This window comes from Streptomyces sp. RLA131, from assembly GCF_056270125.1.
The window spans coordinates 6,595,532-6,620,725 of the sequence record NZ_JBWDOQ010000002.1 but is presented as its reverse complement, the minus strand read 5'-3'; the positions used below and the strand labels follow the sequence as shown (position 1 = coordinate 6,620,725).

Here is a 25,194-nt window from a genome sequence, read left to right as displayed (position 1 = left end):
CCGTGGGCGCCTTTCAGTCCGTGACCGGGATACGGGGCCGCGCGCCGTCGCGCAGCACGGTGCCCTCGATGAGGCCGTACGGGCGGTCGGCCGCGAAGTAGACCTCGTTGTCGTTGGTGAGGCCGAACGGCGCGAGGTCGGCCAGGAAGTGGTGCTTGTTGGGCAGCTGGAGCCGGACCTCGTCCACCTCGGGGCGGCTTTCGATGATCCGTGAGCCCATGGCGTACAGGGTCTGCTGGAGGGAGAGCGAGTAGGTGCCGGCGAAGGCGCGGAGCAGGTGCTCGCGGATCTGCTCGTACGAGGTCTCCCACGGCGGGGCGCTCTGGTCGTCGCCGGTCCAGTTGTAGCGCCAGCGGGCGGTGACCTCGGTGGCGAGGATACGGTCGTGGGCCTCCTGGAGCGTGGTGTACGGGTCCTTGACGAACCCCCAGAACTCGGAGTCGGTGGTGTTCATGACCACCAGGTCCTTGAGCCCGGAGACGACCTGCCAGTCCCGGCCGTCGAAGGTGACCTCGGTGGTGCGGGTCTCCTGGCCCTTGCGCACGAAGGAGTGCTCCTCGGTGACGCGCTCCCAGGCGTACTCCTCGATCCGGATCCGGGCCCGGGTGATCGGCTCCTGGCTGGTGACGAAGTGCCGGGCGAGGTGGATGCCGAAGGCCTCCGCCGACTCGACGCCGTGCTCCTTGGCGAAGGCGAAGACGGTGTTCTTGGTGGTGTCGGTCGGCAGGACGTTGGCGTTGCTGCCCGAGTAGTGGACCTCGTCCATGTCGCCGGAGAGGGCGACGGAGACATTGAGGTCCTTGACGCGGTGGACCGTGCCGTCGCGGGTGATCCGCACGACGCGGTTCTCCGCCTTGCCGTACTGGTTCTGGCCGAGATGGGTGGGCATGTGGGTGCTAGCTCCCTCGGTATACGGAGTAGCCGAACGGGTTGAGCAGCAGCGGTACGTGGTAGTGCTCGCCCGGTGCGACGGCGAAGACCACCGTCACCTCGGGGAAGAAGGCTCCGCCGTCCCCTGCGCGGGCGCTGTTCCGCTGGTCTTCGGCCTGCTGCTGGTCATGGGTGAGGTACGGCTCGACGTCGAAGCGCAGCCGTACGTGTGTGGTGCCTTCCGGCGGTTCCAACAGGTCCTTGCAGCGGCCGTCGGCGTCGGTCCTGGAGGAGCCGTGGTCCGTCCAGGCGGCGCCGGATCCGTCGCGTACCGCCAGCCGGACCGCGACACCGGCGGCGGGGCGGCCGGTGCTGGTGTCCAGGATGTGGGTGGACACGGAGGTCATGACGGGATCTCCTCCAGGAGACGGGCGAGCCGGATGCGGTTGATCTTCCCCAGTTCGGTGCGGACGATCTCGCGTTCGGTGGCGGTGTCGTTGCCGATCCGTTCCCTGAGGGCGGCCAGCATCTCGTCGCCGGTGCGTCCGGTGGCGCAGATCAGGAAGACATGGCCGTGCCGGTCCTGGTACGCGAGGTTGAGTCCGAGCAGTTCCTCGCGGACGGAGTCGTGTACGCCGCTCTGCTCCCGCGCCGAGACCGGGTCGCCGGGCCGGGGGCGGCCGATCGGCGGGTGGCCGGCCATGGCCTCGGCCAGGTCGGCGGCGGTCAGGCCCGCCGTGGCGGCGTCGCCGGCGGCCAGCAGCGCGTCGGGGCTGTCGTAGGGGCGGCCGGCGGCCACCGCGGCGCCCCAGCTCCGGCTGGCGCACACCTCGTGCAGCAGCCGGGCCGCGTCCTGCGGGGCGGCGGTGTTGAACCGGGCCAGACCCGGCGGAGCGCTGGAAGTCACAACCGCACGCTAGGAGGGCCCGGCACATCGCGTCAACACTTTGTTGAAAACTTCCGGTTACGGCGCGTCGCAGCTCCGGGGTGAAGGTGCGGGTCCGGCTTCCGCCGCCGTCGCGGGCCCACCGCGCGGGCTGCCGGCCGTCGGTTCGCCGCCATCCACGGCCGGGCCGCCTCGGGAGTGCACCGCATGCCCTGCAGCCTGACGATCCGCGCACGTGGACGGGCCGCTCAGCCGCGCCGGAGGAGCAGGACCCAATGCGCCGTTACGGCGCGGCCGAATGCTCCGGCGCGCGGTCGATACGATCGCGGCATGACTGCCGACGAGCGAATCGAGCAAGCTCAACTCCTTTACGAACGTGCCGTGTTCGGCGGCGACAGCAGTGCACTGGCGTCCGCCGACCGGAGCCTCGACGGCATCGAGGCGGACCTCGCACTGGCCCGCGGCCGGGTGATCCACGCCCGCTTCCTGGAGGAGCGGATCGAGGACGCGCGGGAGCTGGAGCTCTTCGAGCGTGCGGCGGAGCTGTACGGGCGGCTCGGCGACGTGCGGGGCGAGGGCGAGGCGGTGTTCTGGGTCGGCACCTTCCACCAGGTGGTCCGCGACGACACCGGGACCGCCGTGCCCGCCTTCGAACGCGCCCTCGCCCTCGCCACCCGGGCCGGCGACCGGCTGACGATGTCCTACGCGCTGCGGCACCTGGGCTTCGCCGACCACATGGCCGGCCGCCTGGACCAGGCCCGTGCGCACTTCGAGGAGTCCACTCGCCTCCGCCGGGAGCTGGGGTTCCTGCCGGGGGTTGCGGCGAACCTGATCGGCCTGGCGTATCTGGCCGCCCAGCAGGAGCGGCGCGATGACGCGGCGGCGCTGCTCAAGGAGGCGACAGAGCTGGCCGAGGGCACCGACGCCCACGGCGTGCTGCGCTGGGTGGCGGGGGCCCGTAAGGAGCTCAGCCTGCCGTGAGGCGCTCGCGCCGGCCCCGGGGCGTACCAGCCATGATCGCCGTGAGATGGAAGACCGCGGATGGGGGAGATCGCGGGACGGCCGGCTTCCCGGAGGTTCCGGCCGGCCACCTGTTACTCCCCCTCCGCCCGCGCCTGTGCGTCCCGGGCCGCGTTCTCCCGGTTCATGTAGTTGTAGATGGTGAAGCGGCTGACCCCGAGGGCCGAGGCGACCGTCTCGACGCCGTGCCGGACGGAGAACGCCCCGCGTTCCTCCAGCAGCCGCACGACCGACTGCTTTTCCTTGCGGTCCAGCTCCGACAGCTCGCGGCCGTGCCGGCGCCGCAGGTCGGCCAGGATGTGGTCGAGGGAGTCCGCGAGGCGGGGCAGGCGTACGGCGATCACCGTCTCGCCCTCCCAGCTCAGGACGACGTCGTCGGCGCGCGCGGCGGCGGGGGCGACCAGTTCCGCGCCCAGGGCGTCGGCCAGCGGTCTGATGGCGGCGGTGAAGGGGTGTTCCGCGGCCGAGGTCATCGATCGTCCTTCCCGATGACGTTGACCTGGAGCGAGATCCGGGTGGCCCCGGCGTCCAGGGTGCGCCGCAGCACGTCGCCGACGGCGGCCACCACCTGGTCCACCGAACCCTCGGCGGTGTTGCCGAAGGGGCCGACGTCGACGGCCTCCAGGTCTGCCGCCCGGACGACCTCCCGGGCCACCAGCGCATGGCCCGGTGCCTCGTCCAGGTCGAACGGCTCGGTCGTGAATTCCAGCCTCAATCGCACATCATCAACTTAACCGCTCGGCCTCCGGCCCGGGGCCTCCCCCCGGACAGCCACCGCCCGACTCCCCCATTCTTCCATTGCGCGGAAATTTGTTTCCGTCATACGGATTAGCGGCTCCCGGGTGAGCTCCGCCGACGGCCTCCGACCCGGCGCCCCGCGCTCGGCGCCGACCGACGCCGGCTCCCCGGCCGGGGCGGCCCGACCGCGAACCGGCCCGCTTCGAGGCGGAGTTGCGCACGACAAGAGCCGACGAAGCGGACCTCCCGCCGTGCACAACCGGCCCCGGATGGGGGAGCATGGTGGGAACGACGCCCCACCGGTGACCGGGAGAGCCGAAACATGGCAGAGAGTGTGCCCGTGCGCTGTCCGGCCTGCCGCCGCCCGCACGCGTACTCGTCCCCCGTATTCCCCTGCGCCTGCGGCGCCCCGCTGTGTCTGCCGCTGCTGCGCGGGGGCGTGCCGGTCCAGGTCCGGCACCGCTCCTGGGACGAGTCCTGGGTGGGGATGCGCTGCCCGGACTGCGGCCGCAACGACCAGTGGCCGCAACCGGAGTTCGGCTGCGAGTGCGGCGCCGTGGTCCGGCTCCCGGTCGACCGGCGGGCCCTCGGCGGGCGCACGGACATCCCGGACCCCGCTCTGCGACCCGCCGCCCTGCCCCCGCCGGCCGACCCGCACCCGCCGCGCGCCCCCTTCAACCCGGTGACGATCCGTACCGCGCGGGACGCGCTCACCGCCGCCGCCCAGTATCTGAAGTGGCTCGGCTACTGCGGGGTGCGCATCGCCTCCGACCGCGTCGCCAACGGGGTGGACCTGCGCGGCGAGGGCGTCGTGGCGCAGATCGACCCGACGACCCAGCCGACCGCGCTGCGCGACATCGAGTGCCTCTGGCTGAACTGCCTCAACGAGGACACCGCCGGCGCGTTCTTCTCCCTGGCCGGCTATGCGCACGACGCCCGGATGCGCGCCGACCAACTGGGTGTACCGCTGTTCGTCATGGATCTCACCGGCACCCCGCAGCCGGTCAATGACGCGGCGGATTCGCTGATCCGCAGCGACCCGCGGGCACATCCCTAGGCGTCACGCTTCGTAGTCACTCCGGTCGCGCGTCCGACGCGCCCGGGGGAGGATCGAGACGATCCCCTGTCCCATACGTCTGGACTACGACTACGTCAGGAACCCAGCGATGTCTACGGCCCTTCTGAAGCGCAAGCTCGCCACTTCCTTCCGCCGCCTGGACACGGACGACAACGGATACGCCGAGCGCGCCGACCTCCAGGACGTCGGCGCGCGGCTGATCCACGGTTTCGGGCAGTCCCCCACCTCGCCCAAAGGAAGGGCGGTCGCGGTGCGGCTGGACGCCGTCTGGGCGGAGCTGGCCGCGTACGCCGATACCGACCGTGACGGCAGGATCTCCTCCGAGGAGTACGAGCACGGCATGACCAAGGCCTTCATCGAGGGCCCCGGCTTCGACCCGGTCTTCCATCCGGCCGCCGAGGCCGTCGCCGCGCTGTGTGACACCGACGGTGACGGCTGGGTGCGGCGGGAGGAGTTCAAGGTCCTGCAGCATGCCTTCAACACGCCGCCGTCCGTGGTCGACGCGGCCTTCGCGCGGATCGACACCGACGGCGACGGGACGCTGCGCACGGACGAGCTGGTGGCGGCCATCCGGGCGTACTTCATCGGTACCGATCCCGAGGCGCCGGGGAACTGGCTGTTCGGCCCGTTCTAGGCGGCCGGCCCGCTCGGTGAGGTGGGTTGAACCGGCCCCGCGCGCGGCGGCGAGACGGAAGGCACTAGGGTGCCGTTTTCGGATCAGCTCAACATCACCACCGACAACGGGGAACTTCTGTGTCCACACCGCCCGTTCAGCCACCCGTTCCGCAGAACCCTTACGCCCGGCCGGTTCCGCCGATTCCGCCGCAAGGGGCCCCCGCCCCGGGCCACACCCCCGGCCACGCCCACGCCCCGGGCCACGCCCCGGGTCACGCCCCGGGTCACGCCCCGGCCGCCGCCCCGTACTACGCGCCGCCGGCACCGCCCGCGCCCGGCTATGCGCAGCAGCCCGCGCCGGCCATGGGTTACGGCCCGAACTGCCGTTTCTGCGGTTCGGTGCCCGCCGTCGAGGCGACCATCCGGGGCCACCAGGGCCTGATCATCGTGATGCGCATGCTCAGCCTCAAGGGTCCGTTCTGCCGCCGCTGCGGCATCGCCACCCACCGCGGCATGACCACCAGGAGCCTCTGGCAGGGCTGGTGGGGCATGTTCTCGGTGGTGATCAACCCGATCACCATGCTGGTCAACCTGGGCGCCCGCGCGAAGATCAACCGCCTCGCGGAGCCGCTGCCCGGCGCCCCCGGCATCCCCATGGATCCCGGAAAGCCGATCCTGCGCCGGCCGGCCGCCCTGCTCCTGCTGATACCGGTCGCGGCGATCGTCCTGCTGGTCTCACTGATCGTCACCGGGGTGCGCAACGACCCCGAGTACGCCGACGTCGGCGACTGCGTCCACAACTCCGGCACCTTCGCCGACCCGAGCATGTCCGTGACCGACTGCTCCTCCTCGGACGCGCAGTACGAGATCGTCGGCAAGCTCGACAACACCACGAGCGACTCCGGCTGCGGCGCCTTCTCCGAGGCCACCGCCTCGTACTACGAGGAGTACGGCTCCTCCAAGTACGTACTGTGCCTGGCCGCTAGGAGCTGAGGTCCTCCTCGCGGTACTCCGCGGTGACGTCGCCCGAGGCCGTCCGCTCGCGCAGCTCGATCCGCCGGATCTTGCCGGATACGGTCTTGGGCAGTTCGCCGAACTCCAGCCTGCGCAACCGCTTGTACGGTGCCAGGACGGCGCGGGAGTGGGCGAACAGCGTGCGGGCGGTGTCGGCGTCGGCCTTCCAGCCCTCGGCCAGTACGACGTACGCCTTCGGCACCGCCAGGCGCAGCGGGTCGGGGGCGGGGACGACGGCGGCCTCGGCGACGGCCTCGTGTTCGAGCAGGGCGCTCTCCAGCTCGAAGGGCGAGATCTTGTAGTCGGAGGCCTTGAAGACGTCGTCGGAGCGGCCGACGTAGGTGATGTAGCCGTCGGCGTCGCGGGACCCGATGTCGCCGGTGCGGTAGTAGCCGCCGGCCATGGCCTCCGCGGTCCGGTCGGGGTCGCCGGCGTAGCCGGTCATGACGCCGACCGGACGGCCGCCGGGCCCGGCGAGTACGACGCTGATCTCGCCCTCGTCGGCCGGCTCGCCGGTCCTCGGGTCGAGCAGCGCGACGGTGAACCCGGGCGTCGGGCGGCCCATGGAACCCGTCTTGAGGGGCTGGCCCGGGGAGTTGGCGACCTGGACGGCGGTCTCGGTCTGGCCGAAGCCGTCGCGGATGGTCAGTCCCCAGGCCCGGCGGACGTGCTCGATCACCTCGGGGTTGAGCGGTTCCCCGGCCGCCACCGCCTCGCGCGGCGGGGTGCGCAGCGCGCTCAGGTCGGCCTGGATGAGCATCCGCCAGACGGTGGGCGGGGCGCAGAAGCTGGTGACGCCCGCGCGGTCCATCTCGGCCATGAGCCGGTGGGGTTCGAAGCGGGTGTAGTTGTGGATGAAGACGGTCGCCTCGGCGTTCCAGGGCGCGAAGAGGTTGCTCCAGGCGTGCTTGGCCCAGCCCGGCGAGGAGATGTTGAGGTGGACGTCGCCGGGCCTGAGCCCGATCCAGTACATCGTCGCCAGATGGCCCACCGGGTACGACACATGGGTGTGCTCGACCAGTTTCGGCCTGGCCGTGGTGCCCGAGGTGAAGTACAGCATCAGCGGCTCGTCCGCCGCCGTGGGCCCCTCGGGCCGGAAGGGGCGCGGGCTGTCGTAAGCGTCCTCGTAGGCCAGCCATCCACCGCCGGCGGGGGTCCCGCCGCCGACCGCGATCCGGGTGTAACCGCCGGGCACGGCATCGAACTTGGCGGTGTCGCCGGTCCGTACGATCACATGGCGGGCCCTGCCGCGTTCGACGCGGTCGGCGAGGTCGGCGGGGCCGAGCAGGGGCGTGGCGGGGATGACGACGGCGCGCAGTTTCATCGCGGCGAGCGCGGTCTCCCAGAGTTCGGCCTGGTTGCCGAGCATGACGATGATCCGGTCGCCGGCACCGACGCCCCGCGCGCGCAGCCAGTTGGCGACGCGGTCGGAGCGGGCGGACAGTTCGGCGAAGCTCAGCAGGGTCCGGTCGCCGTCCTCCTCGACGATCCACAGCGCGGGCCGGTCGTTGCCCTCGGCGATCACGTCGAACCAGTCCAGCGCCCAGTTGAAGTGGGTGGGGCGGGGCCAGTCGAAGCCCGCGTAGGCGGTGGCGTAGTCCTCGCGATGACGCAGCAGGAAGTCCCGGGCCGCCCGGAATTCGTCCGTCGCGCTGGTTGCCGCCATGGTGTCGTCCTCCTCGTCGCGGACCGCTCAGCGGCAATGGTGCCACCACCGGGCCGGGTTGCCGCCGCCGGAAAGGGAGGAAGAGGCGGCGGCAACCACGGGTCGGTCAGGCTGTCCGGTTGCGGCGACGGCGTGCCGCGCGGATCACCAGCAGGCCACCGCCTGCGGCGGCGCCGGCGGCGAGGGCCCCGCCCGCGGCGATCTCACCGCTGCTCGCGGCGGCGACGGAACCGCCGACGCCGGTGTGCGGACCGCTCTGCGGCCAGTAGTGGTACCGGTGGTGGTGACGCCGGCCGCCCCAGCCGCGGTTGTCGCCGCCCCAGCTGTCGTCGTCGCCCCAGCCGCCACCGCCGGAGTTGTCGTTGCCCCAGCCGCCCTTGCCGGAGTTGTCGTCGCCCCAGCCGCCGCCGTCGCCGGAGTTCCCGCCGTCGTAGGCCGGTGACAGCGCCGCGACCTGGGCGGCCGAGGCAGGCTGGCTCAGGCCGGGCTGGTCGGGCCCGCCGGAGTCGCCGGGGCAGGCGATCCGGAAGGACTTCTCCTTGCCGGTCTGTTCCTGTCCCTGGAAGTTCCAGGTCAGCTTGTACGTGCCGTTCGGCAGCTGCGGCGCCACGGCGGCCGTGACACCGGCGCCCGCCGTCAGCGCGATGCTGCCGGAGCGGGTCGCGCCGCCGGGCTGCGCCGGGTCCGAGGTGATCTGCCAGTCCGCCTGGGTCACCGTCTCGAAGCCGCTGGCGTCGAGGTAGAAGTTGCAGACGCTGGTCTCGGCCTGCCCCGGCACGGCGGGCGCGGCCAGGTCCGCGGGCGCGGCGGGCGCGGCCAGGTCCGCGGGCGCGGCGGGCGCGGCCAGGTCCGCGGGCGCGGCGGGCGCGGCCAGGTCCACGGGCGCTGCGGGCGCGCCGGGAGCGGCGGGAGCGGCCGGGTCCACGGGCGCGGCCGGTACGGCAGGTGCGGCGGGCGCGGCGCCGGCCCCGACCTCCCGGATGTCCACGACGCCGTTGTCACCGGGCGCGGCGAAGGCGGGCGCGGCGGTGAGCAGCGCGGCACCTCCGATGGTCAGGGCAGCGAGGGCGATCGTCCCCGAGCGTGCGTTCACGTGATCTCCTTGATCGGACGGGACGGTCTTTTCATACCGTCATATGGAATGACGATCTGACAGATATCCACCCAAAGGGTGTGCACGACACGCAGCCGAACACGGGATCATCCGATCGGACCAGCGGGTACCCGGACGGCCTCCGGGGGCGGTCTCCACACCCCATACCGCTGATTTCCCGACTTGCCGCCGGACAGGGGTTATGCCGTCATTCACCGGGCGGTACCGGGTCCGGTTTCCCCTCGTTCACGGAGAAATCACAGCTGAGCCGCACATCACAGCACTGTGTAGTCGTCCGCACGACGAGTTCCTTTGCATACCATTGTCCGAACACGACACTGGAGGGAGCGGCGACCGTGGAGCAAGGCTTCGGCGTGCCGGCCAGAACCCGTCCTGACCAGGTGATCGGGCGCAGCGACGTACTTTCGCGGGCTCGGGGGCAGCTGTCCCAGGGGGGCAGCGTCCTGCTGTACGGACCGGCCGGTATCGGCAAGTCCGTCATTGTGCGTATGCTCGGCGCGGAATTCGCCGGGGACGGAACCACGGTGTTGAGATGTTCGGCGACGGAATCGGAATCACATCTGCCGTTCCTCGCCCTGGTCGATCTGCTCGGGCTGGTCGCCGGCGAGGTGGCCGACACCCTGCCCGCCCCGCAGCGGGCCGCGCTCGAATCGGCGCTCACCGGCCGCAGCGAGTCCTCGGAGCAGCGTGACGGCCTCGCGCTGCGGCTGGCCGTGCTGTCGGTGCTGCGCGCGCTGGCCGCCCGGGGACCGGTACTGATCGTGGCGGACGACCTGCAGTGGATGGACCCGGCGAGCGCGGAGCTGCTGGCGTTCGCGGCCCGCCGGGTGAGCGGGCTGCCGGTGCGGATGATCGGCGCGGTGCGTACCGACGGGGATCCGCAGGACCACCACGACCGCTATGTCCGCGCCTTCCCCTCGCAGGCACTGACGCTGCGCATTCCCGCGCTGTCGCGGGCCCAGGTCTCCGAGCTGCTGTCCGAACGGGGCCACAGCGACCTGCCGCGGGCGGTGGTGCGGGACATCCACCGCACCAGCGGCGGCAATCCGCTCTTCGCGCTGGAACTGGGCCGGGCGCTGGCCGAGAGCAAGACCCCGCCCCGGCCCGGTGAGCCGCTGCCGGTGCCCACCTCGCTCCGTACGCTGGTGCTCAACCGGCTGGGCATGCTCTCCGCCGACACCCGCCGCACCCTGCTGATCGCCAGCGCCGGCGCCCGCCCCACCCTGTCGCTGCTGCGCAGCGCGGGCCGGGGCAACGCCGAGGCCGAGATCTCGGTGGCCTCGGCCCTGGGACTGGTCGAGACCGACCAGGACGGGGTCGTGCGGTTCGCGCACCCGCTGATATCCGCGGCCCTGTACGCCGAGGCGCTGCCCGAGCACCGCCGCACCGCGCACGCCGCGCTCGGCGCCGCCGCCTCCGACGTCATCGAACGTGCCCGGCATCTGGCGCTGGCCACCCCCGGCAAGGACGAACGGGTCGCCGGCGGCCTCGCCGAGGCGGCGGCCGTGGCCGCGGACCGCGGCGCGCCGGCGGTCGCCGCCCAGCTCGCGCTGCTGGCCGCCCGCCACACCCCGGACGGCTCCGTGGACACCGTCAACCTGCGCCGGCTCGACGCCGCCGACCACGCGCTGCGGGCCGGTGAGACGGACCTGGCCCGCAGTGTCGCGCGCGAGGTGCTGGACAGCTCGGTGCGGCCCGCCGACCGGGTCCGTGCCTGGATCGTGGTGATCGCCTCGGTCGAGCACGCCCTCTCCGATGTGGACGAGGCGTATCCGCAGGCGCTGGCCGACGCGGGCGACGACCCGGGCCTGCAGGCCCTCGTACGGTACGAACTCGCCTGGCGCGCCCTGCTGGTGGACGGCGCCATGGCCGAGGCCGCCGCCGAGGCCGGCCGGGCCGCCGTACTGGCGGCCGAGGCCGGGGACCGCAAGACCGAGCTGCTGGCGCTGGGCTTCCAGGCGCTCAACGAGGCGCTCTCCGGGCACCCGAACGCCGCCGCCACCCTGGCGCTGGCCACCGCCGAGCCGCAGGACCCGCAGGTCGCCGTGGACCACAACGGGCCGCAGTACATCAGGTTCCGGTATCTGCAGATGAGCGACCAGCTCGACGAGGCGAGGGTGACCATCACCTGGCTGCTCGGCGAGGCCCGGCGGCGCGGCGCGGTGGAGAGCGAGATCGCCTTCGCCCGGGGGCTCGCGGAGAACGAGCTGCGGGCCGGCCGCTGCGGCGCGGCCCTGGAGCTGACCCGCGAGGGCCTGCGGCTGATGGAGGACACCGGGCTCGGCGAGTGCCCGGCGCTCCAGGTCGCGGCGCTGGCCGAGGCCTCGGGCGGAAGTGTGGAACGGGCCGTCTCGCTCGCCCAGGACGGTGTGCGGCGGGCCGAGGCCGACGGCGACATGTCCTACCTCTCCCGGGCCCTGTACGCGCTGGGCCACGCCCAGCTGATCGGCGCGGATCACCACGGGGCGGTACGCACCCTGCGCAGGGTCCGCGAACTGGAGCGGGAGATGGGGGTGACCGACCCCTCGCGTGACCGCTGGCACGGCGACCTCGCCGAGGCGCTGGTGTACGTGGGCGAGCTGGACGAGGCGCAGGACGTCATCGACACCACCCGGGTCGCGGCGACCAGGCTGGGCCGGGCCAGCATCCTGGCCGTCCTCGACCGGTCCGAGGGTCTGGTGCGGGCCGCGCGCGGGGACCTGGACGGCGCCGCCGCCCTGCTGACCACCGCCCGGCAGCGGCTGGGCGTGCTGGGCTACGGACTGGAGGAGGGCCGGGCCTCGCTCGCGCTCTCGCGCGTCGAGCGGGAACGCCGCAACCCGGCCGCCGCCCGCACCGCCCTCCATGACGCCGCGCGGATCTTCAAGCGCGCCAAGGCGCTGCCCTGGCTGCACCTGGTCGGCGCCGCTCCGGCCGGGGCCCCGGCACCGGAGGCGGCGGAGCGCGGCGCCGCGACGGCCGAGTCCCAGGGCGGCCAGGGCATCCCGGACTTCAGCACGCTGGCCGCGATGGAGCGGCAGGTCGCGGCGCTGGTCCTGGAGGGCGCGACGAACCGGGAGATCGCGGCGACGCTCTTCATCAGCGTCAAGACGGTCGAGGCCACACTCACCCGGGTCTACCGGAAGCTGGGAATCCGCTCGCGGGTGGACATCGTCCGTCTCGCCGCGCGGCGCCGCGCGGCCGGCTGATCGCGCGGGGCAGGTCGTGGCGGCGGGGCGCGGGTGGGGCGCCATCGACAGACCTGACGACCCGTCACAAGGCGGCGGAGCAGGGGTAACCGAGGGTTATCCCTAGCCGGTCGCCACAAGGGCCTTCCCTCATTGGGACCTTGGTGCGACTGCTCTTACCTTGAGGATCGCACCAAGAACAACTTCCTCTTCAATCACGGCAGTTGACGGCAACGGCGCCGTAGGCAGCCGTGCCGTGCGCACGGTGCTCCCACCGCATTCCCCCCACACCCGCAGGGCCGCGCGCTCCCCCCACCGGCAGCTTTTGAGGAGTACGGATGATTCGCTCCACCCGTGCGGGAAAGGCCGTCGCCGCGGCCGTCGCGACCGCGGCGACCGCTTTCGCCTTACTGACCGGCGCACCCGCCGCCCAGGCCGATGCGCACGCCGATATCGTCGGCGGTTCCACCACGACGACCACCACGTACCCCTTCATGATGCAGATCACCGACGCCTCGCAGAACCAGTTCTGCGGCGGCACCCTGGTCTCGGCCACGAAGGTCGTCACCGCCGCCCACTGCATGGTCGGCGAGACCACCAGCAGCGTCCGGGTGGTCGGCGGCCGTACGTATCTCAACGGCACGAACGGCACCGTCAGCAAGGTCGGCAAGATCTGGATCAACCCCGACTACACCGACGCCACCAACGGCGACGACGTGGCCGTGCTCACCCTGTCCACCTCGATGCCGTACACCACGGCCTCGTATGTGTCGTCCTCGCAGACCGGCGTCTACGCGGCCGGCACCACCGCCCGGATACTGGGCTGGGGCACCACCTCGGAGAGCGGCAGCTCGTCCAACCAGCTGCGGACCGCCACCGTCCCGACCGTGTCCGACTCCAGCTGCACGAGCGCCTACGGCTCCGACTTCGTCGCCACCGACATGGTCTGCGCCGGATACACCTCCGGCGGCGTGGACACCTGCCAGGGCGACAGCGGTGGCCCGCTGCTCATCGGGGGCGTCCTGGCGGGCATCACCTCCTGGGGTGAGGGCTGCGCCGAGGCCGGCTACCCCGGCGTCTACACCCGGCTGACGACCTTCTCGTCGCTGGTGACGACGCAGATCAACTCCTGACCATCCGTCAGGTTATGCCGGGGGGCGCGGCGAGCTGCCACGAGCAGCTCACCGCGCCCCCCATCCAATCCCCGCCCGCGAATTCACCTGCCGGTGGCCCGGTGCGGTCGCGCGGTCAGAGGTTGATGGCGATGCCGGCGCTGGCGTTGAGCAGGACGTTCAGCCTGGAGTCGGCCTCGATCACATCGGGATCGGCATCGATCAGGGTGTAGTGCAGGTCCTGCAGGCCGGCGTTCAGCTGTGTCGCCACCAGCACGTTGACGGGCGGCAGGCAGAAGTGGGCCTGGAGCTGCGCGGTGATCGTCTGCGCCGCGGCCACCGCGACCTGGGCCGCCACGATGTTGGGCTGCACCGCGGCCAGCGCCGCCGCGGCGAGCTGCAGCTGGATGTTCAGCTGAGTCGTCAGTGACGCACAGAACCCCGAGGTCATGGGGCCCGTGTGACGGACGGCCACCGGCTTGGACCCGATGGTGGCTGCGGTGGCGGTCGGGGTCGCGGCCATGCCCATCGTGGCGACCGCCGCCGCGGTGGCGACAGCGGCCGCGTAACGCTTGAGGGATATCATTGTGCGCTGCTCCTCTTCGAAGTACTGACGGGGTCCGCCGGTCCCGCGGGGCCGACCGGTTACGGTGTGCGCCGTGACCCCAGCCAGCCCCCTGGCCCGTCCGCCCGCAAGCCAGGCGGGTCGCCAGCGGCCGGTGACACAGCGTGCGCACCCATCGATTCGGGCCGAATACGCGCAGGTCACAGCGGTGGAGAGCGGTATCGAAGAGGTCTGTTCCACGGTTACGGTGAATGAGTGATCCACGACGCCGGGCAGCACCGCCCGCGCGGCGGCGGCGCGGCGGCGGGGAGCCCTCAGGCGAAGGCGACGGCGTGCGCGGCGTCCGGGTCGGTGGCCCGCAGCAGCAGAGCGCCCTGCGAGTCGAGCGCCGCACGGTCGGCGCGGGAGAGCCGGGCGAAGGGCGTCACGGCCAGGACGGCGGAGCCACGGGTGCGCTCGACGCGCCAGGTGCCGCCCACGAAGCCGTCGACGAGAACGGTGCCGCGGACGATGCCGTTGACGGTCATCACGCGGGGGCGGTGCTCGTCGGCCAGGACGCGTGAGCGGTCGGCGTGCGAGAGCAGCAGGTTGTCGAACTCGGCGACGAAGCGCGCCGTGACCGGTGTGCCGGGGTCGGGCAGCGCGGGCGCGTCCGGCAGGTCGTACAGGATGCGGCCGTTCTCGTCCCGGTACGTCCGCAGGTCCAGGCCGGCGAAGACGGACCGCAGCCCGGTCATTCCGGACCACTTCTGGGCGTCGGCGACCGACGCCGGTCCGAAGGCCGCCAGATAGCGCCGGACGACCGCGCCGGGATCGGGCTCGCCGAGCGGGGCACCCGTCCAGTGCTCGGCGGTGGTGTAGACGGGCCGGCCGCCGCGCCCCCACAGACCGCGCGGCGGCAGCTGGACGAGCGGCAGCCAGCTGCGCAGGGCGTTGACCAGCGAGGCGGGGTCGGCGCCGGGCCAGCGGTCGGCGAGGAGTTCCCTCAGCTCGGCCGGGTCGCGCGGGCGCTCCTCCAGCAGGGCCCGGCCGAAGGCCGTCGCCTCGGCACGGTCCACGCCCCTGATCCCCCGGGCCCAGGAGCTGACGGCCAGCGTACGGTCGAGCATGGGCTGGAGCAGGGGCCGCAGCACGGCCGCGTCCCGGGCGCTCACCAGATGCACCGTGCCGCGCATCAGCACCAGCCGTACCGCGTCGCGGTCCGCCAGCAGCCGCGCCAGGTCGTCGAAGGCGAAGCCGTCGAGCCGGGTCCACAGCCCGACGTACGCGGAGTCGGGGGCCTGCGACTGGATGCCGATCAGGTGTTCGACCGCCGCCAGGGCGCTCATCGGGGAACGGCTGATCAGGAGCTGTCTTTGCAGCAGCGCCCGGTTGAGCGTACGACGGTCGATGGTCGTGTGCATGACGCCACCGTAGGCCGGGGCGGTCGTACCGGTCGCCTCATCGCACCGGGCAGTGTAGACATGGGCGTATGGTCCGGCTGTGGGGCCGGGTACGCAGCGTCGCCGGTCAGGTCTTCGTGCTACAGGTCGTGGTCGTGCTGCTGCTCGGCGCGGGCGCGGTGGCGGCGCTCGTCCTGCAGGCGAACCACGACACGCAGCTGGAGGCCGAGAACCGGTCGCGGGCCGTCGCCCAGACCTTCGCCAACTCACCGGGGATCCGCCGGGCGCTGGCCTCCCCCGACCCCTCGGCACAGCTCCAGCCGCTCACCGAGGCCGCCCGCAAGGTCTCCGGGGTCGACTTCATCGTCGTGACGGACACCGACGGCATCCGCTACACCCACCCCAAGCCGGACCGGATCGGCAAGAAGTTCGTCGGCGACATCGCGCCCGTACTCAGGGGCCACTACGTCGTCGAGCGGGTCAACGGCACCATAGGCCCCCTGGTGCAGGCCACCGTGCCCGTCCTGGACGCCCACGGCAAGGTCGTCGGCATCGTCTCGGCGGGGATCACCCTCAGCAAGGTGCGGGGCGTCGTGGACCACCAGCTCCCGGTACTGCTGGGCGCCGCGGCGGCCTGTCTGGCGCTGGCCACGGCGGGCACCGCCGCGGTCAGCAGCCGGCTGCTGCGCCAGACCCGCGGCCTGGGCCCGCAGGAGATCACCCGGATGTACGAGCACCACGACGCGGTGCTGCACGCCGTGCGCGAGGGCGTGCTCATCGTCGCCGGCGAGGACGGCGACGGCGAACGCCGCCTGCTGCTCGCCAACGACGAGGCCCGGCGGCTGCTCGAACTGCCCGCGGACGCCGAGGGCCGCCCGGTCACCGCGCTGGGCCTGAATCCGCAGGCCACCGAGCTGCTGGCGTCCGGCCGGGTCGCCACCGACGAGGTGCTGATGGTCGGCGGACGGCTGCTGGCCGTCAACAACCGGCCCACGGACCGCGACGGCGGCCCGCCGGGCAGCGTCGCCACCCTGCGCGACTCCACCGAACTGCGGGTGGTGTCGGGCCGGGCCGAGACGGCGCAGACCCGGCTGCGGCTGCTGTACGACGCCGGCCTGGAGATCGGCACCACGCTGGACGTGGTGACCACCGCCGAGGAACTGGCGCGGGTCGCGGTCCCCCGGCTCGCCGACTTCGTCACCGTCGGCCTGCTGGAGCCGGTGCTGCGCGGCGAGGAGCCCCGGGCCGGCGACGGGGCCCGCCTGCGCCGGGTCGCCGTGCGGGGCATCCGCGACGACCACCCGCTCTACCCGCGCGGCCGGCTGATCGCCTGGGCCCCGGGCACCCCGCAGGGGCGCGCCTTCGACAGCGGCAACGCCGTACTCGTACCGGAGCTGCACGCCGCCGCGAACTGGCACGGGCAGGACCCGGTGCGCACCCGGCGGGTCATGGACTACGGCATCCACTCGCTGATGACGGTCCCGCTGCAGGCCCGGGGCATGCTGCTGGGGATGGTGAACTTCTGGCGGTCGGAGAAGCCGGAGGCCTTCGAGGAGGAGGACCTGTCGCTGGCCGAGGAACTGGTCGCCCGGGCCGCCGTCTGCATCGACAACGCCCGCCGCTACACCCGCGAGCACGCCATGGCGGTGACCCTGCAACGCAGCCTGCTGCCGCGCGGGCTGCCCGACCAGAGCGCCCTGGACGTCGCCCACCGCTATCTGCCGGCCCAGGCCGGGGTCGGCGGGGACTGGTTCGACGTGATCCCGCTGCCGGGCGCCAGGGTCGCGCTGGTGGTCGGCGACGTGGTCGGGCACGGGCTGCTGGCCGCCGCGACCATGGGGCGGCTGCGCACCGCCGTGCACAACTTCTCGACCCTCGACCTGCCGCCCGACGCGCTGCTCGGGCACCTCGACGAGCTGGTCGGCCGGCTCGACCAGGACGAGGCGGGTCCCGCCGTCGCCGCCGACGGGGCCGGAGACGAGGACGGCGGTGTTCCCGCCGCCGGGCACACCGGCGGCGGCGCGGCGCCGCCCGGGCTCACCGTCGCGGGCGCCACCTGTTTGTATGCGATCTACGATCCGGTGTCGGGGCACTGCGCCCTGTCCCGCGCCGGGCATCCGCTGGCCGCCCTCGTGCGGCCCGACGGCAGCGTGGAGTTCCCCGACGTGCCCGCCGGACCGCCGCTCGGCGTGGGCGGCCTGCCCTTCGAGACGGCCGAACTCGACCTGCCCGAGGGCAGCCTCCTGGTGCTGTACACCGACGGCCTGGTCGAATCCCGGCACCGCGACATCGACGTCGGCCTCGGCATGCTCCGTGCCGCTCTGTCCGGCCACCCCGGACGCTCCCCCGAGGACACCTGCGTCGCCGTGCTGGAGGCCCTGCTCCCCGACCGTCCCGGCGACGACATCGCCCTGCTGGTGGCCCGGACACGGCGGCTGGACGCCGACCACATCGCGATGTGGGACGTTCCCGCCGACCCGTCGGCCGTGGGCCGGGCGCGGTCCCTGGTGTCGCGCCGGCTGGCCGACTGGGGCCTGGACGAGCTGGCGTTCACCACCGAGCTCATCCTCAGCGAGCTGGTCACCAACGCGATCCGGTACGCCACCGGTCCGATCGGCGTCCGGCTGCTGCTGGACCGGACCCTCGTCTGCGAGGTCTCCGACTCCAGCAGCACCACCCCCTACCTGCGGTACGCCGCCACCACCGACGAGGGCGGCCGGGGGCTCTTCCTGGTCGCCCAGTTCGCCGAGCACTGGGGCACCCGGTACACCCCCGAGGGCAAGGTCATCTGGGCCGAGCAGCAACTGCCGGGACCCCTCACGCCGCGTGACTGACCCGCTTGCGCCCGCGGCGCGGGGCCGCGTCGTGGTGGATGGGGGTGTGGGCGCCGGTGAGGGGCACACCGGTGCCGCCGCGCCGGTTGGCGACGATCTCGGCGCCGATGGACAGGGCGGTCTCCTCCGGGGTGCGGGCGCCCAGGTCGAGCCCGATCGGTGAGCGCAGACGGGCGAGTTCGAGCTCGCCCAGCCCCGCCTCGCGCAGCCGGCGCAGCCGGTCCTCATGGGTGCGGCGCGAGCCCATGGCGCCCACGTAGGCGAGCGGCATGCGCAGCGCGCGTTCCAGCAGGGGGATGTCGAACTTGGCGTCGTGGGTCAGGACGCACACCACGGTGCGGCCGTCCACCTCGGTGGAGTCCAGGTAGCGGTGCGGCCAGTCGACGACGACCTCGTGGGCGTCGGGGAATCGGGCGGCGGTGGCGAAGACCGGGCGGGCGTCGCACAGCGTCACCCGGTAGCCGAGGAAGGCGCCGATGCGCACGACGGCGGCCGCGAAGTCGATGGCGCCGAAGACCAGCATGCGCGGCGGCGGCACACTGGACTCGACCAGCAGCGTCAGGGGCTCGCCGCAGCGGCTGCCGTCGGCGCCGATCCGGACGGTGGCGGTGCGGCCCGCTTCGAGCAGCGCGCCGGCCTCGCCGCGGACCGTACGGTCCAGGGCTGGATCGCCGAGGGTGCCCCGGTACGAGCCGTCGGGGCGGACCAGCAGCCCGCGCCCCAGGAGGGCGGCCGGGCCCTCCACGACCCTGGCCACCGCCGCCGTCTCCCCGGCGGTGGCCGCGGCCAGGGCGGCGGTGAACTCCGGCTGTCCCGACACCCGCTGGACGAAGATGTCGATGACACCGCCGCAGGTCAGGCCGACGGCGAAGGCGTCGTCGTCGGAGTAGCCGAAGCGGTGCAGGACGGCCTCGCCGGTCTCCAGGACCTCCTGGCACAGGTCGTAGACCGCGCCTTCGACACACCCCCCGGACACGCTGCCGACCGCCGTACCCCCGGCGTCGACGGCGAGCGCCGCCCCCGGCTGCCGGGGGGCGCTGCCGCCGACCGTGACGACGGTCGCGACCGCGAACGGGCGCCCCTGCTCGCACCAGCGTCGCAGCTCGTCAGCGATGTCCAGCATCGTGGGTGTCTCCCTTGCGTGACGTGCGGAGCGGGCACGGACGGGCGCGGGCGGCGCGGTCCACGGCTACGTACCGGTGAGGTGTTCGGGGCGTACCGGGACGCGTTTGAGCGGCAGCCCGGTCGCGGCCCGGATCGCGGCGACGACGGCGGGCGTGGAGGACAGGGTCGGGGCCTCGCCGATGCCGCGCAGCCCGTACGGGGCGTGGTCGTCGGCGAGTTCGAGCACGTCGACGGGGATGGGCGGGGTGTCCAGGATGGTGGGGATCAGGTAGTCCGTGAAGGACGGGTTGCGTACCTTGGCGGTGACCGGGTCGACGAGGATCTCCTCCATCACGGCCAGGCCCAGGCCCTGGGTGGTGCCGCCCTGGATCTGGCCGAGGACCGACAGCGGGTTCAGGGCCTTGCCGACGTCCTGGGCGCAGGCCAGCTCGATGACCTTGACCAGGCCGAGTTCGGTGTCGACCTCGACGACCGCCCGGTGCGCGGCGAAGGAGTACTGGACATGGCCGAAGCCCTGTCCGGTCCGCAGGTCGAAGGGCTCGGTGGGGCGGTGCCGCCACTCCAGCTCGATGTCGACCGCCTCGTCGCCGAGCACGTCGGCCAGGTCGGCCAGCACCTCGCCGCCGTCGGTGACCACCTTGCCGCCTTCGAGCAGCAGTTCGGCGGTGGCCCACGCCGGGTGGTACGTGCCGAACCGGGCCCGGCCCATCTCCAGGACCTGCTCGCGGACCGCCTCGCAGCTGTTCTTGACGGCGCCGCCGGTGACGTACGTCTGCCGGGAGGCGGAGGTCGAGCCGGCCGAACCCACCCGGGTGTCGGCCGGGTTGATGGTGACCTGGGTGACGCCGAGCTCGGTGCGGGCGATCTGCGCGTGGACGGTGACGCCGCCCTGGCCGACCTCGGCCATCGCGGTGTGGACGGTGGCCACCGGCTCGCCGCCGATCACCTCCAGCCGGACCCGGGCCGTGGAGTAGTCGTCGAACCCCTCGGAGAAACCGACGTTCTTGATGCCGACCGCGTAACCGACGCCGCGCACCACGCCCTCGCCGTGGGTGGTGTTGGACAGCCCGCCCGGCAGGGCGCGTACGTCGGCGGTCCGGCCGGCCGCGAGCCACTGCTGCTCGGGCGGCATCGGCATCGCCTTGACCCTGCGCAGCAGTTCGGCGACGGGGGCCGGGGAGTCGACGCGCTGCCCGGTCGGCATGACCGTGCCCTGGGACATGGCGTTGATCCGGCGGAACTCCACCGGGTCCATGTCCAGTTCGGCGGCGACCTTGTCCATCTGGGCCTCGTAGGCGAAGCAGGCCTGGACCGCGCCGAAGCCGCGCATGGCGCCGCAGGGCGGGTTGTTGGTGTAGAGGGCGATCGCCTCGATGTCGACGTTCTCCACGACATAGGGGCCGGCGCTGAGCGAGGCCGCGTTGCCGACGACGGCCGGGGAGGAGGACGCGTAGGCGCCGCCGTCCAGGACGATGCGGCACCGCATGTGGGTGAGCCTGCCGTCGCGGGTGGCGCCGTGCTCGTACCAGAGCCTGGCGGGGTGGCGGTGGACGTGTCCGAAGAAGGACTCGAAGCGGTTGTACACCATCTTGACGGGCTTGCCGGTGCGCAGGGCGAGCAGACAGGCGTGGATCTGCATCGACAGGTCCTCGCGGCCGCCGAAGGCCCCGCCGACGCCCGACAGCGTCATCCGTACCTTGTCCTCGGGCAGGCCCAGGACGGGGGCGATCTGGCGCCGGTCGGCGTGCAGCCACTGGGTGGCGATGTACAGGTCGACGCCGCCGTCCTCGGCGGGCACGGCGAGGCCGGACTCGGGGCCGAGGAAGGCCTGGTCCTGGATGCCGACCTCGTACTCGCCGGTGACGACGACGTCGGCGCGCGCGGCGGCCGCGTCGGCGTCGCCCCGCACGATCGGCTGACGGTGGACGATGTTGGGGTGCGGGGAATGGGCCGCGTGATGGTCGTCGCGGCCCTCGTGGAGCAGCGGAGCGCCGGGCGCGGTCGCGGAGGCCTCGTCGGTGACGACGGGCAGCGGCCGGTACTCGACCCTGATCTTCGCGGCGGCGCGGCGGGCGGTCTCCGGGTGGTCGGCGGCGACCAGCGCCACCGGCTCGCCGTGGTGGCGGACCCGGCCGTGGGCCAGGACGGGGGTGTCCTGGATCTCCAGGCCGTAGTTCCTGACCCCGGTGGGCAGGTCCTCGTAGGTCAGGACGGCGTGTACGCCGGGCTGGGCGAGCGCCTGCGAGATGTCGATGGCGACGATCTCGGCGTGGGCGTGCGGGCTGCGCAGGGTGTGGCCCCACAGCATGTCCTCGTGCCACAGGTCCGAGGCGTACGCGAACTCGCCGGTGACCTTCAGCGTGCCGTCGGGGCGCAGCGTGGACTCGCCGATGCCGCCCTTGGTCCGGGTGCCCTGGGCGCCGTGGGTGCCCTGGGTGATGCGGGTGGGGATGCCGCTGGCGGGCATGCTCAGGCCTCCTGTCGGGCGGCGGCGAGGCGGACGGCGTCGAGGATCTTCTCGTAGCCGGTGCAGCGGCACAGGTTGCCCGACAGGGCTTCCCGGATGTCGGCGTCGGTGGGCCGGGCGTTGTGCTCCAGCAGCTCGTCGGCGGCCACGAGGAGGCCGGGGGTGCAGAAGCCGCACTGGACGGCGCCGGCGTCGACGAAGGCCCGCTGGACGGGCGACAGCTCCACGCCCTCGCCGGCGGGGCGGGCCTGCCAATGCCGGGCCTCGTCGAGGCCGGTGCCGGTGTCCTCGGTGCCGGTGCCGGCGCCCTTGGTGCCACTGCCGCTGTCCTTGGTGCCGCAGGCACCCGTACCGCGGGCTCGCTCCCGGGCCAGGTCGGCCAGGCCCTCGACGGTGACGATCTCGCGGTCCTGGCACTGGCCCGCGGCGACCAGGCAGGAGCAGACCGGCACGCCGTCCAGGCGGACCGTGCAGGAGCCGCACTCGCCCTGCTCACAGGCGTTCTTGGAGCCCGGCAGGCCCATGCGCTCGCGGAGCACGTACAGAAGGCTCTCGCCCTCCCAGACGTCGTCGGCCCGCTGCGGGCGGCCGTTGACGGTGAAGGTCACGCGCATCGTACGTTCCTCTCATTGCCACGGTACTCGTCCCAGGTCCAGCCCAGGGTGCGGCGGGCCATCACACCCAGCGCGTGACGGCGGTACGCGGCGCTGCCGCGCACGTCGTCGATGGGGCTGGCGGAGCCGGACACCAGCTCGGCGAACTGCCGGGCGACGGCCGGCGGGATGATCCTGCCGTTGTCCCAGAAGCCGCCCTCCTCCAGCGCGGCGGCCAGGAACTCCTCGGCGGTCCTCGCGCGGACCGGGGTCGGGGCGGCCGAGCCGATGCCGGTACGGACGGTGCGGGTCCCGGGGTGCAGCGCCAGGCCGAACGCGCACACCGCGATCACCATGGCGTTGCGCGTGCCGACCTTGGAGAACTGCTGCGGGCCGTCCGCCTTCCTGATGTGCACGGCCCGGATCAGCTCGTCGGGGGCGAGCGCGTTGCGCTTGACGCCCACGTAGAAGTCGTCGATCGGGATCATGCGCGTGCCGCGTACGGACTCCGCCTCGACCTCCGCGCCCGCCGCCAGCAGCGCGGGGTGCGCGTCACCGGCCGGGGAGGCGGTGCCCAGGTTGCCGCCGACGCCGCCGCGGTTGCGGATCTGCGGGGACGCCACGGTGTGCGAGGCCAGAGCCAGGCCCGGCAGCTCGCTGCGCAGGTGCTCCATGATCCGGGTGTACGGCACCGAGGCGCCCAGCCGTACGGTCTCCTCGCCGGTCTCCCACTCCTGGAGTTCACCGATCCGGTTCAGGTCCAGGAGCACGTCCGGACGGCGGTGGTCGAAGTTGATCTCGACCATGATGTCGGTGCCACCCGCGATGGGAACCGCGGTGGGGTGCTCCGCCTTCGCGGCGAGCGCCTCCTCCCAGCTGGCGGGACGCAGGAAGTCCATGGGCGCTGCTCTCTTCCTCGGATCTCGACAGGGGCTCTCGGGGCGGGGCTTCGGGGCTCTCCGGGTCCTGTTCACACGTGACAGGCCCAGTACACCGCCGTGCGCCCGTTCGGGCGCAGTCACCGATTGCATGAAGCACTTGGCTGGCCAGGCCCCATGTCTTGTAGATTCCTCTGAAAGGACGGGATACGAAACATCACGGCATCCGCCCGGCAACACCGATGGAACGAAGCGGGCGCGACCCTGGTAGCCCTTGCACCAGGCCAGGGACCCGTTCGAGACAAGGCGACACACGATGCGGCTGCGCGCACTGCTGGACACCGACGCACTGGGCCTCCGGCTGCTCGGCGGCGAGGAGGAGCTGGACCGCACGGTCCGTGGCGTCATGACCACCGACCTGCGCGACCCGAGCCGTTATCTGGCGGGCGGCGAACTGGTGCTCACCGGTCTCGCCTGGCGGCACTCCGCGCAGGACTCGGAACGCTTTGTCCGTATTCTCGCAGCGGCCGGGGTCGCCGGTCTCGCCGCCGGTGAGGCCGAGCTGGGCGCCGTCCCCGAGGACCTGGTGCTGGCCTGCGCCCGGCACCGGCTGCCGCTGTTCTCCGTCTCCGAGGACGTCGCCTTCGCGTCCATCACCGAGCACGTCGTACGGCAGGTCTCCACCGAGCGGGCCGGCGACCTGGCCGCCGTCGTCGACCGGCACCGCCGCCTGATGTCCTCCGGCCCGGCCGGCGGCGGCCCGGACGCCGTCCTCGACCTGCTCGGCAGCGACCTCGACCTGCGCGCCTGGGTGCTGTCCACCACCGGCCGCAGGATCGCCGGGGGCCCGCACCCGCTGGCCCCGGCGGTCCGCGCCGAGCTGGCCGGCGAGCACCTGGCGGCCGCCCGGACGGCCCGCCCGTCCCCGCACCGCACCTTCACCGGCGGACGTACGTACTCCCTGTTCCCGATCCGCGGCGGCGACCCCGACGACGACCCCCGGGCCACCCTGCTGTCCGACTGGTTCCTGGCGGTCGAGGCCGACGCCGGTGACTGGCCGGCCGAACGGCTCGACCTGCTGGCGGGCGTCACCCAGCTCATCGCGGTCGAACGGGACCGGCGGGAGGCGGCGCGCACGGTCCGGCGCCGTCTCGCCCAGGAGGTCCTGGAACTGGTGCAGGCCGGTGCCCCGCCCACCGAGGTCGCGGCGCGGCTGCGGGTGGCCGCGCCGGTGCTGGTGCCCGGGCTGGGCGCCGCGCCGCACTGGCAGGTCGTCGTCGCGCGCGTCGAGTGGACCGGCACCGAGCTGTCCGGGGGCGCCGTCGCCCAGGCGCTGCTGGAGGAGGCCCTCATCGATCCCTTCGCGGCCGGCCCGGACCCCACCGACCGCATCGCGGTGGCCCACAGCGGGGACGAGGCCATGGCCCTCGTCCCGCTCTCCTCCACCGGCGCCACGAACGACACGGTGCAGGCAGGCCATGCCGGCCAGGCGGGCCACATCGGCCACGCGGTCCACACGGGCCCCTCCGGCGCGCCGGGCGTCCCCGAGGGCCCCGCCTGCACCGAACTGACCGCCGGCGGCCTCCTGGCCGCCCTCCAGGCCCCTCTGACCCGTGGCCTCGACGGCGATGGCCGCCTCACCATCGGTGTCAGTGCCACCGTCCATTCCGCCGAGGCGCTGCGCGGCGCCCTCGAAGAGGCCCGCCACGCGCGCCGGGTCGCCGCCGCGCGCGCCGGGCGCGTCTGCGTCGCCGGGCACGAGGAGCTGGCCTCCCACGTGCTGCTGCTGCCCTTCGTCCCGGACGACGTACGGCGGGCCTTCACCGCCCGGCTGCTGGACCCCCTGCGGGTCTACGACCGGCGGCACCGGGCCGAGCTGATCCCGACCCTGGAGGCCTTCCTGGAGTGCGACGGGTCCTGGACCCGCTGCGCGACCCGGCTCCATCTGCACGTCAACACCCTGCGCTACCGGATCGGTCGCATCGAACAGCTCACCGGCCGCGACCTGTCGCGGCTGGAGGACAAACTCGACTTCTTCCTCGCCCTGCGCATGAGTTGATCGTTCCGCAC

Annotated in this window: 21 protein-coding genes; 8 read left to right on the top strand and 13 right to left on the bottom strand. The window is 73.1% G+C overall.

What is annotated here, in order from left to right; translation table 11 throughout:
• Window positions 1-13: 13 nt before the first annotated feature.
• Genes pucL through uraD form a run of 3 tightly spaced genes read right to left on the bottom strand, consistent with a single transcriptional unit; the run spans window position 14 to window position 1,777 of the window.
• Window positions 14-889, bottom strand: coding sequence for a factor-independent urate hydroxylase (gene pucL, locus RWE79_RS30875; RefSeq protein WP_475943365.1), 876 nt, complete (start codon window positions 887-889; stop codon window positions 14-16).
• 7 nt (window positions 890-896) lie between these two features.
• On the bottom strand, window positions 897-1,277 hold the full coding sequence (gene uraH, locus RWE79_RS30870; protein ID WP_475943364.1) for a hydroxyisourate hydrolase: 381 nt from the start codon (window positions 1,275-1,277) through the stop codon (window positions 897-899).
• Complete coding sequence (gene uraD / locus RWE79_RS30865; protein ID WP_475943363.1) at window positions 1,274-1,777, bottom strand: 2-oxo-4-hydroxy-4-carboxy-5-ureidoimidazoline decarboxylase; 504 nt, start codon at window positions 1,775-1,777, stop codon at window positions 1,274-1,276. The genes uraH and uraD overlap by 4 nt, the downstream gene beginning before the upstream one ends.
• Before the next feature lie 309 nt (window positions 1,778-2,086).
• On the opposite strand from uraD, the gene RWE79_RS30860 reads away from it, so the two are divergent.
• On the top strand, window positions 2,087-2,737 hold the full coding sequence (locus RWE79_RS30860; RefSeq protein WP_475943362.1) for a tetratricopeptide repeat protein: 651 nt from the start codon (window positions 2,087-2,089) through the stop codon (window positions 2,735-2,737).
• Between the two features lie 113 nt (window positions 2,738-2,850).
• Here the strand turns inward: RWE79_RS30860 and RWE79_RS30855 are convergent, their stop codons facing one another.
• Together RWE79_RS30855 and RWE79_RS30850 are read right to left on the bottom strand one after the other, a co-directional pair.
• Entirely contained in the window at window positions 2,851-3,249 is a 399-nt protein-coding gene (locus RWE79_RS30855) for a helix-turn-helix domain-containing protein (RefSeq protein WP_475943361.1), read from the bottom strand.
• Entirely contained in the window at window positions 3,246-3,497 is a 252-nt protein-coding gene (locus RWE79_RS30850) for a YkoF family thiamine-binding protein (protein WP_475943360.1), read from the bottom strand. Before RWE79_RS30850 ends, RWE79_RS30855 begins: the two co-directional genes overlap by 4 nt.
• Before the next feature lie 339 nt (window positions 3,498-3,836).
• Between RWE79_RS30850 and RWE79_RS30845 the strand changes: the two genes are divergently transcribed.
• The 3 genes from RWE79_RS30845 (at window position 3,837) to RWE79_RS30835 (ending at window position 6,200) form a co-directional block, all read left to right on the top strand.
• Window positions 3,837-4,571, top strand: a complete 735-nt coding sequence (locus RWE79_RS30845) for a hypothetical protein (RefSeq protein WP_475943359.1) — start codon at window positions 3,837-3,839, stop codon at window positions 4,569-4,571.
• Between the two features lie 109 nt (window positions 4,572-4,680).
• Window positions 4,681-5,226 (top strand): EF-hand domain-containing protein, encoded by a 546-nt coding sequence (locus RWE79_RS30840; protein ID WP_475943358.1) that lies wholly within the window; start codon window positions 4,681-4,683, stop codon window positions 5,224-5,226.
• A 119-nt stretch (window positions 5,227-5,345) separates the two neighbouring features.
• Window positions 5,346-6,200, top strand: coding sequence for an LppU/SCO3897 family protein (locus RWE79_RS30835; protein ID WP_475943357.1), 855 nt, complete (start codon window positions 5,346-5,348; stop codon window positions 6,198-6,200).
• On the opposite strand, the gene RWE79_RS30830 is transcribed toward RWE79_RS30835, so the two are convergent.
• Window positions 6,190-7,887, bottom strand: coding sequence for an AMP-binding protein (locus RWE79_RS30830; RefSeq protein ID WP_475943356.1), 1,698 nt, complete (start codon window positions 7,885-7,887; stop codon window positions 6,190-6,192). The two genes, RWE79_RS30835 and RWE79_RS30830, sit on opposite strands and share 11 nt — an antisense overlap.
• Before the next feature lie 106 nt (window positions 7,888-7,993).
• Entirely contained in the window at window positions 7,994-8,980 is a 987-nt protein-coding gene (locus tag RWE79_RS30825) for a hypothetical protein (protein ID WP_475943355.1), read from the bottom strand.
• A gap of 356 nt (window positions 8,981-9,336) precedes the next feature.
• On the opposite strand from RWE79_RS30825, the gene RWE79_RS30820 reads away from it, so the two are divergent.
• Together RWE79_RS30820 and RWE79_RS30815 are read left to right on the top strand one after the other, a co-directional pair.
• Window positions 9,337-12,189, top strand: a complete 2,853-nt coding sequence (locus RWE79_RS30820) for a helix-turn-helix transcriptional regulator (protein WP_475943354.1) — start codon at window positions 9,337-9,339, stop codon at window positions 12,187-12,189.
• Between the two features lie 317 nt (window positions 12,190-12,506).
• Window positions 12,507-13,301: a S1 family peptidase gene (locus tag RWE79_RS30815; protein ID WP_475943353.1), complete on the top strand. Its 795-nt coding sequence runs from the start codon at window positions 12,507-12,509 to the stop codon at window positions 13,299-13,301.
• A 115-nt stretch (window positions 13,302-13,416) separates the two neighbouring features.
• On the opposite strand, the gene RWE79_RS30810 is transcribed toward RWE79_RS30815, so the two are convergent.
• Window positions 13,417-13,866: a hypothetical protein gene (locus RWE79_RS30810; RefSeq protein WP_475943352.1), complete on the bottom strand. Its 450-nt coding sequence runs from the start codon at window positions 13,864-13,866 to the stop codon at window positions 13,417-13,419.
• A gap of 293 nt (window positions 13,867-14,159) precedes the next feature.
• Window positions 14,160-15,248, bottom strand: coding sequence for a winged helix DNA-binding domain-containing protein (locus RWE79_RS30805; RefSeq protein ID WP_475943351.1), 1,089 nt, complete (start codon window positions 15,246-15,248; stop codon window positions 14,160-14,162).
• A 68-nt stretch (window positions 15,249-15,316) separates the two neighbouring features.
• Here RWE79_RS30805 and RWE79_RS30800 point away from each other — a divergent pair, with 68 nt between their 5' ends.
• Window positions 15,317-18,061 carry a SpoIIE family protein phosphatase gene (locus tag RWE79_RS30800; protein WP_475943350.1) on the top strand — a complete coding sequence of 915 codons (2,745 nt, stop codon included), beginning with the start codon at window positions 15,317-15,319 and terminating at the stop codon, window positions 18,059-18,061.
• On the opposite strand, the gene RWE79_RS30795 is transcribed toward RWE79_RS30800, so the two are convergent.
• From RWE79_RS30795 to RWE79_RS30780, 4 genes are all read right to left on the bottom strand, one after another.
• Window positions 18,045-19,184, bottom strand: a complete 1,140-nt coding sequence (locus RWE79_RS30795; RefSeq protein ID WP_475943349.1) for an XdhC family protein — start codon at window positions 19,182-19,184, stop codon at window positions 18,045-18,047. The two genes, RWE79_RS30800 and RWE79_RS30795, sit on opposite strands and share 17 nt — an antisense overlap.
• 66 nt (window positions 19,185-19,250) lie before the next feature.
• Window positions 19,251-21,653: a xanthine dehydrogenase subunit D gene (gene pucD / locus RWE79_RS30790; RefSeq protein ID WP_475943348.1), complete on the bottom strand. Its 2,403-nt coding sequence runs from the start codon at window positions 21,651-21,653 to the stop codon at window positions 19,251-19,253.
• Between the two features lie 2 nt (window positions 21,654-21,655).
• On the bottom strand, window positions 21,656-22,267 hold the full coding sequence (locus RWE79_RS30785) for a (2Fe-2S)-binding protein (RefSeq protein ID WP_475943347.1): 612 nt from the start codon (window positions 22,265-22,267) through the stop codon (window positions 21,656-21,658).
• A complete protein-coding gene (locus RWE79_RS30780) occupies window positions 22,258-23,145 on the bottom strand; it encodes an FAD binding domain-containing protein (RefSeq protein ID WP_475943346.1) in 888 nt (295 codons plus the stop codon). The genes RWE79_RS30785 and RWE79_RS30780 overlap by 10 nt, the downstream gene beginning before the upstream one ends.
• Window positions 23,146-23,440: 295 nt before the next feature.
• On the opposite strand from RWE79_RS30780, the gene RWE79_RS30775 reads away from it, so the two are divergent.
• Window positions 23,441-25,183, top strand: a complete 1,743-nt coding sequence (locus RWE79_RS30775) for a PucR family transcriptional regulator (protein ID WP_475943345.1) — start codon at window positions 23,441-23,443, stop codon at window positions 25,181-25,183.
• Window positions 25,184-25,194: the final 11 nt, after the last annotated feature.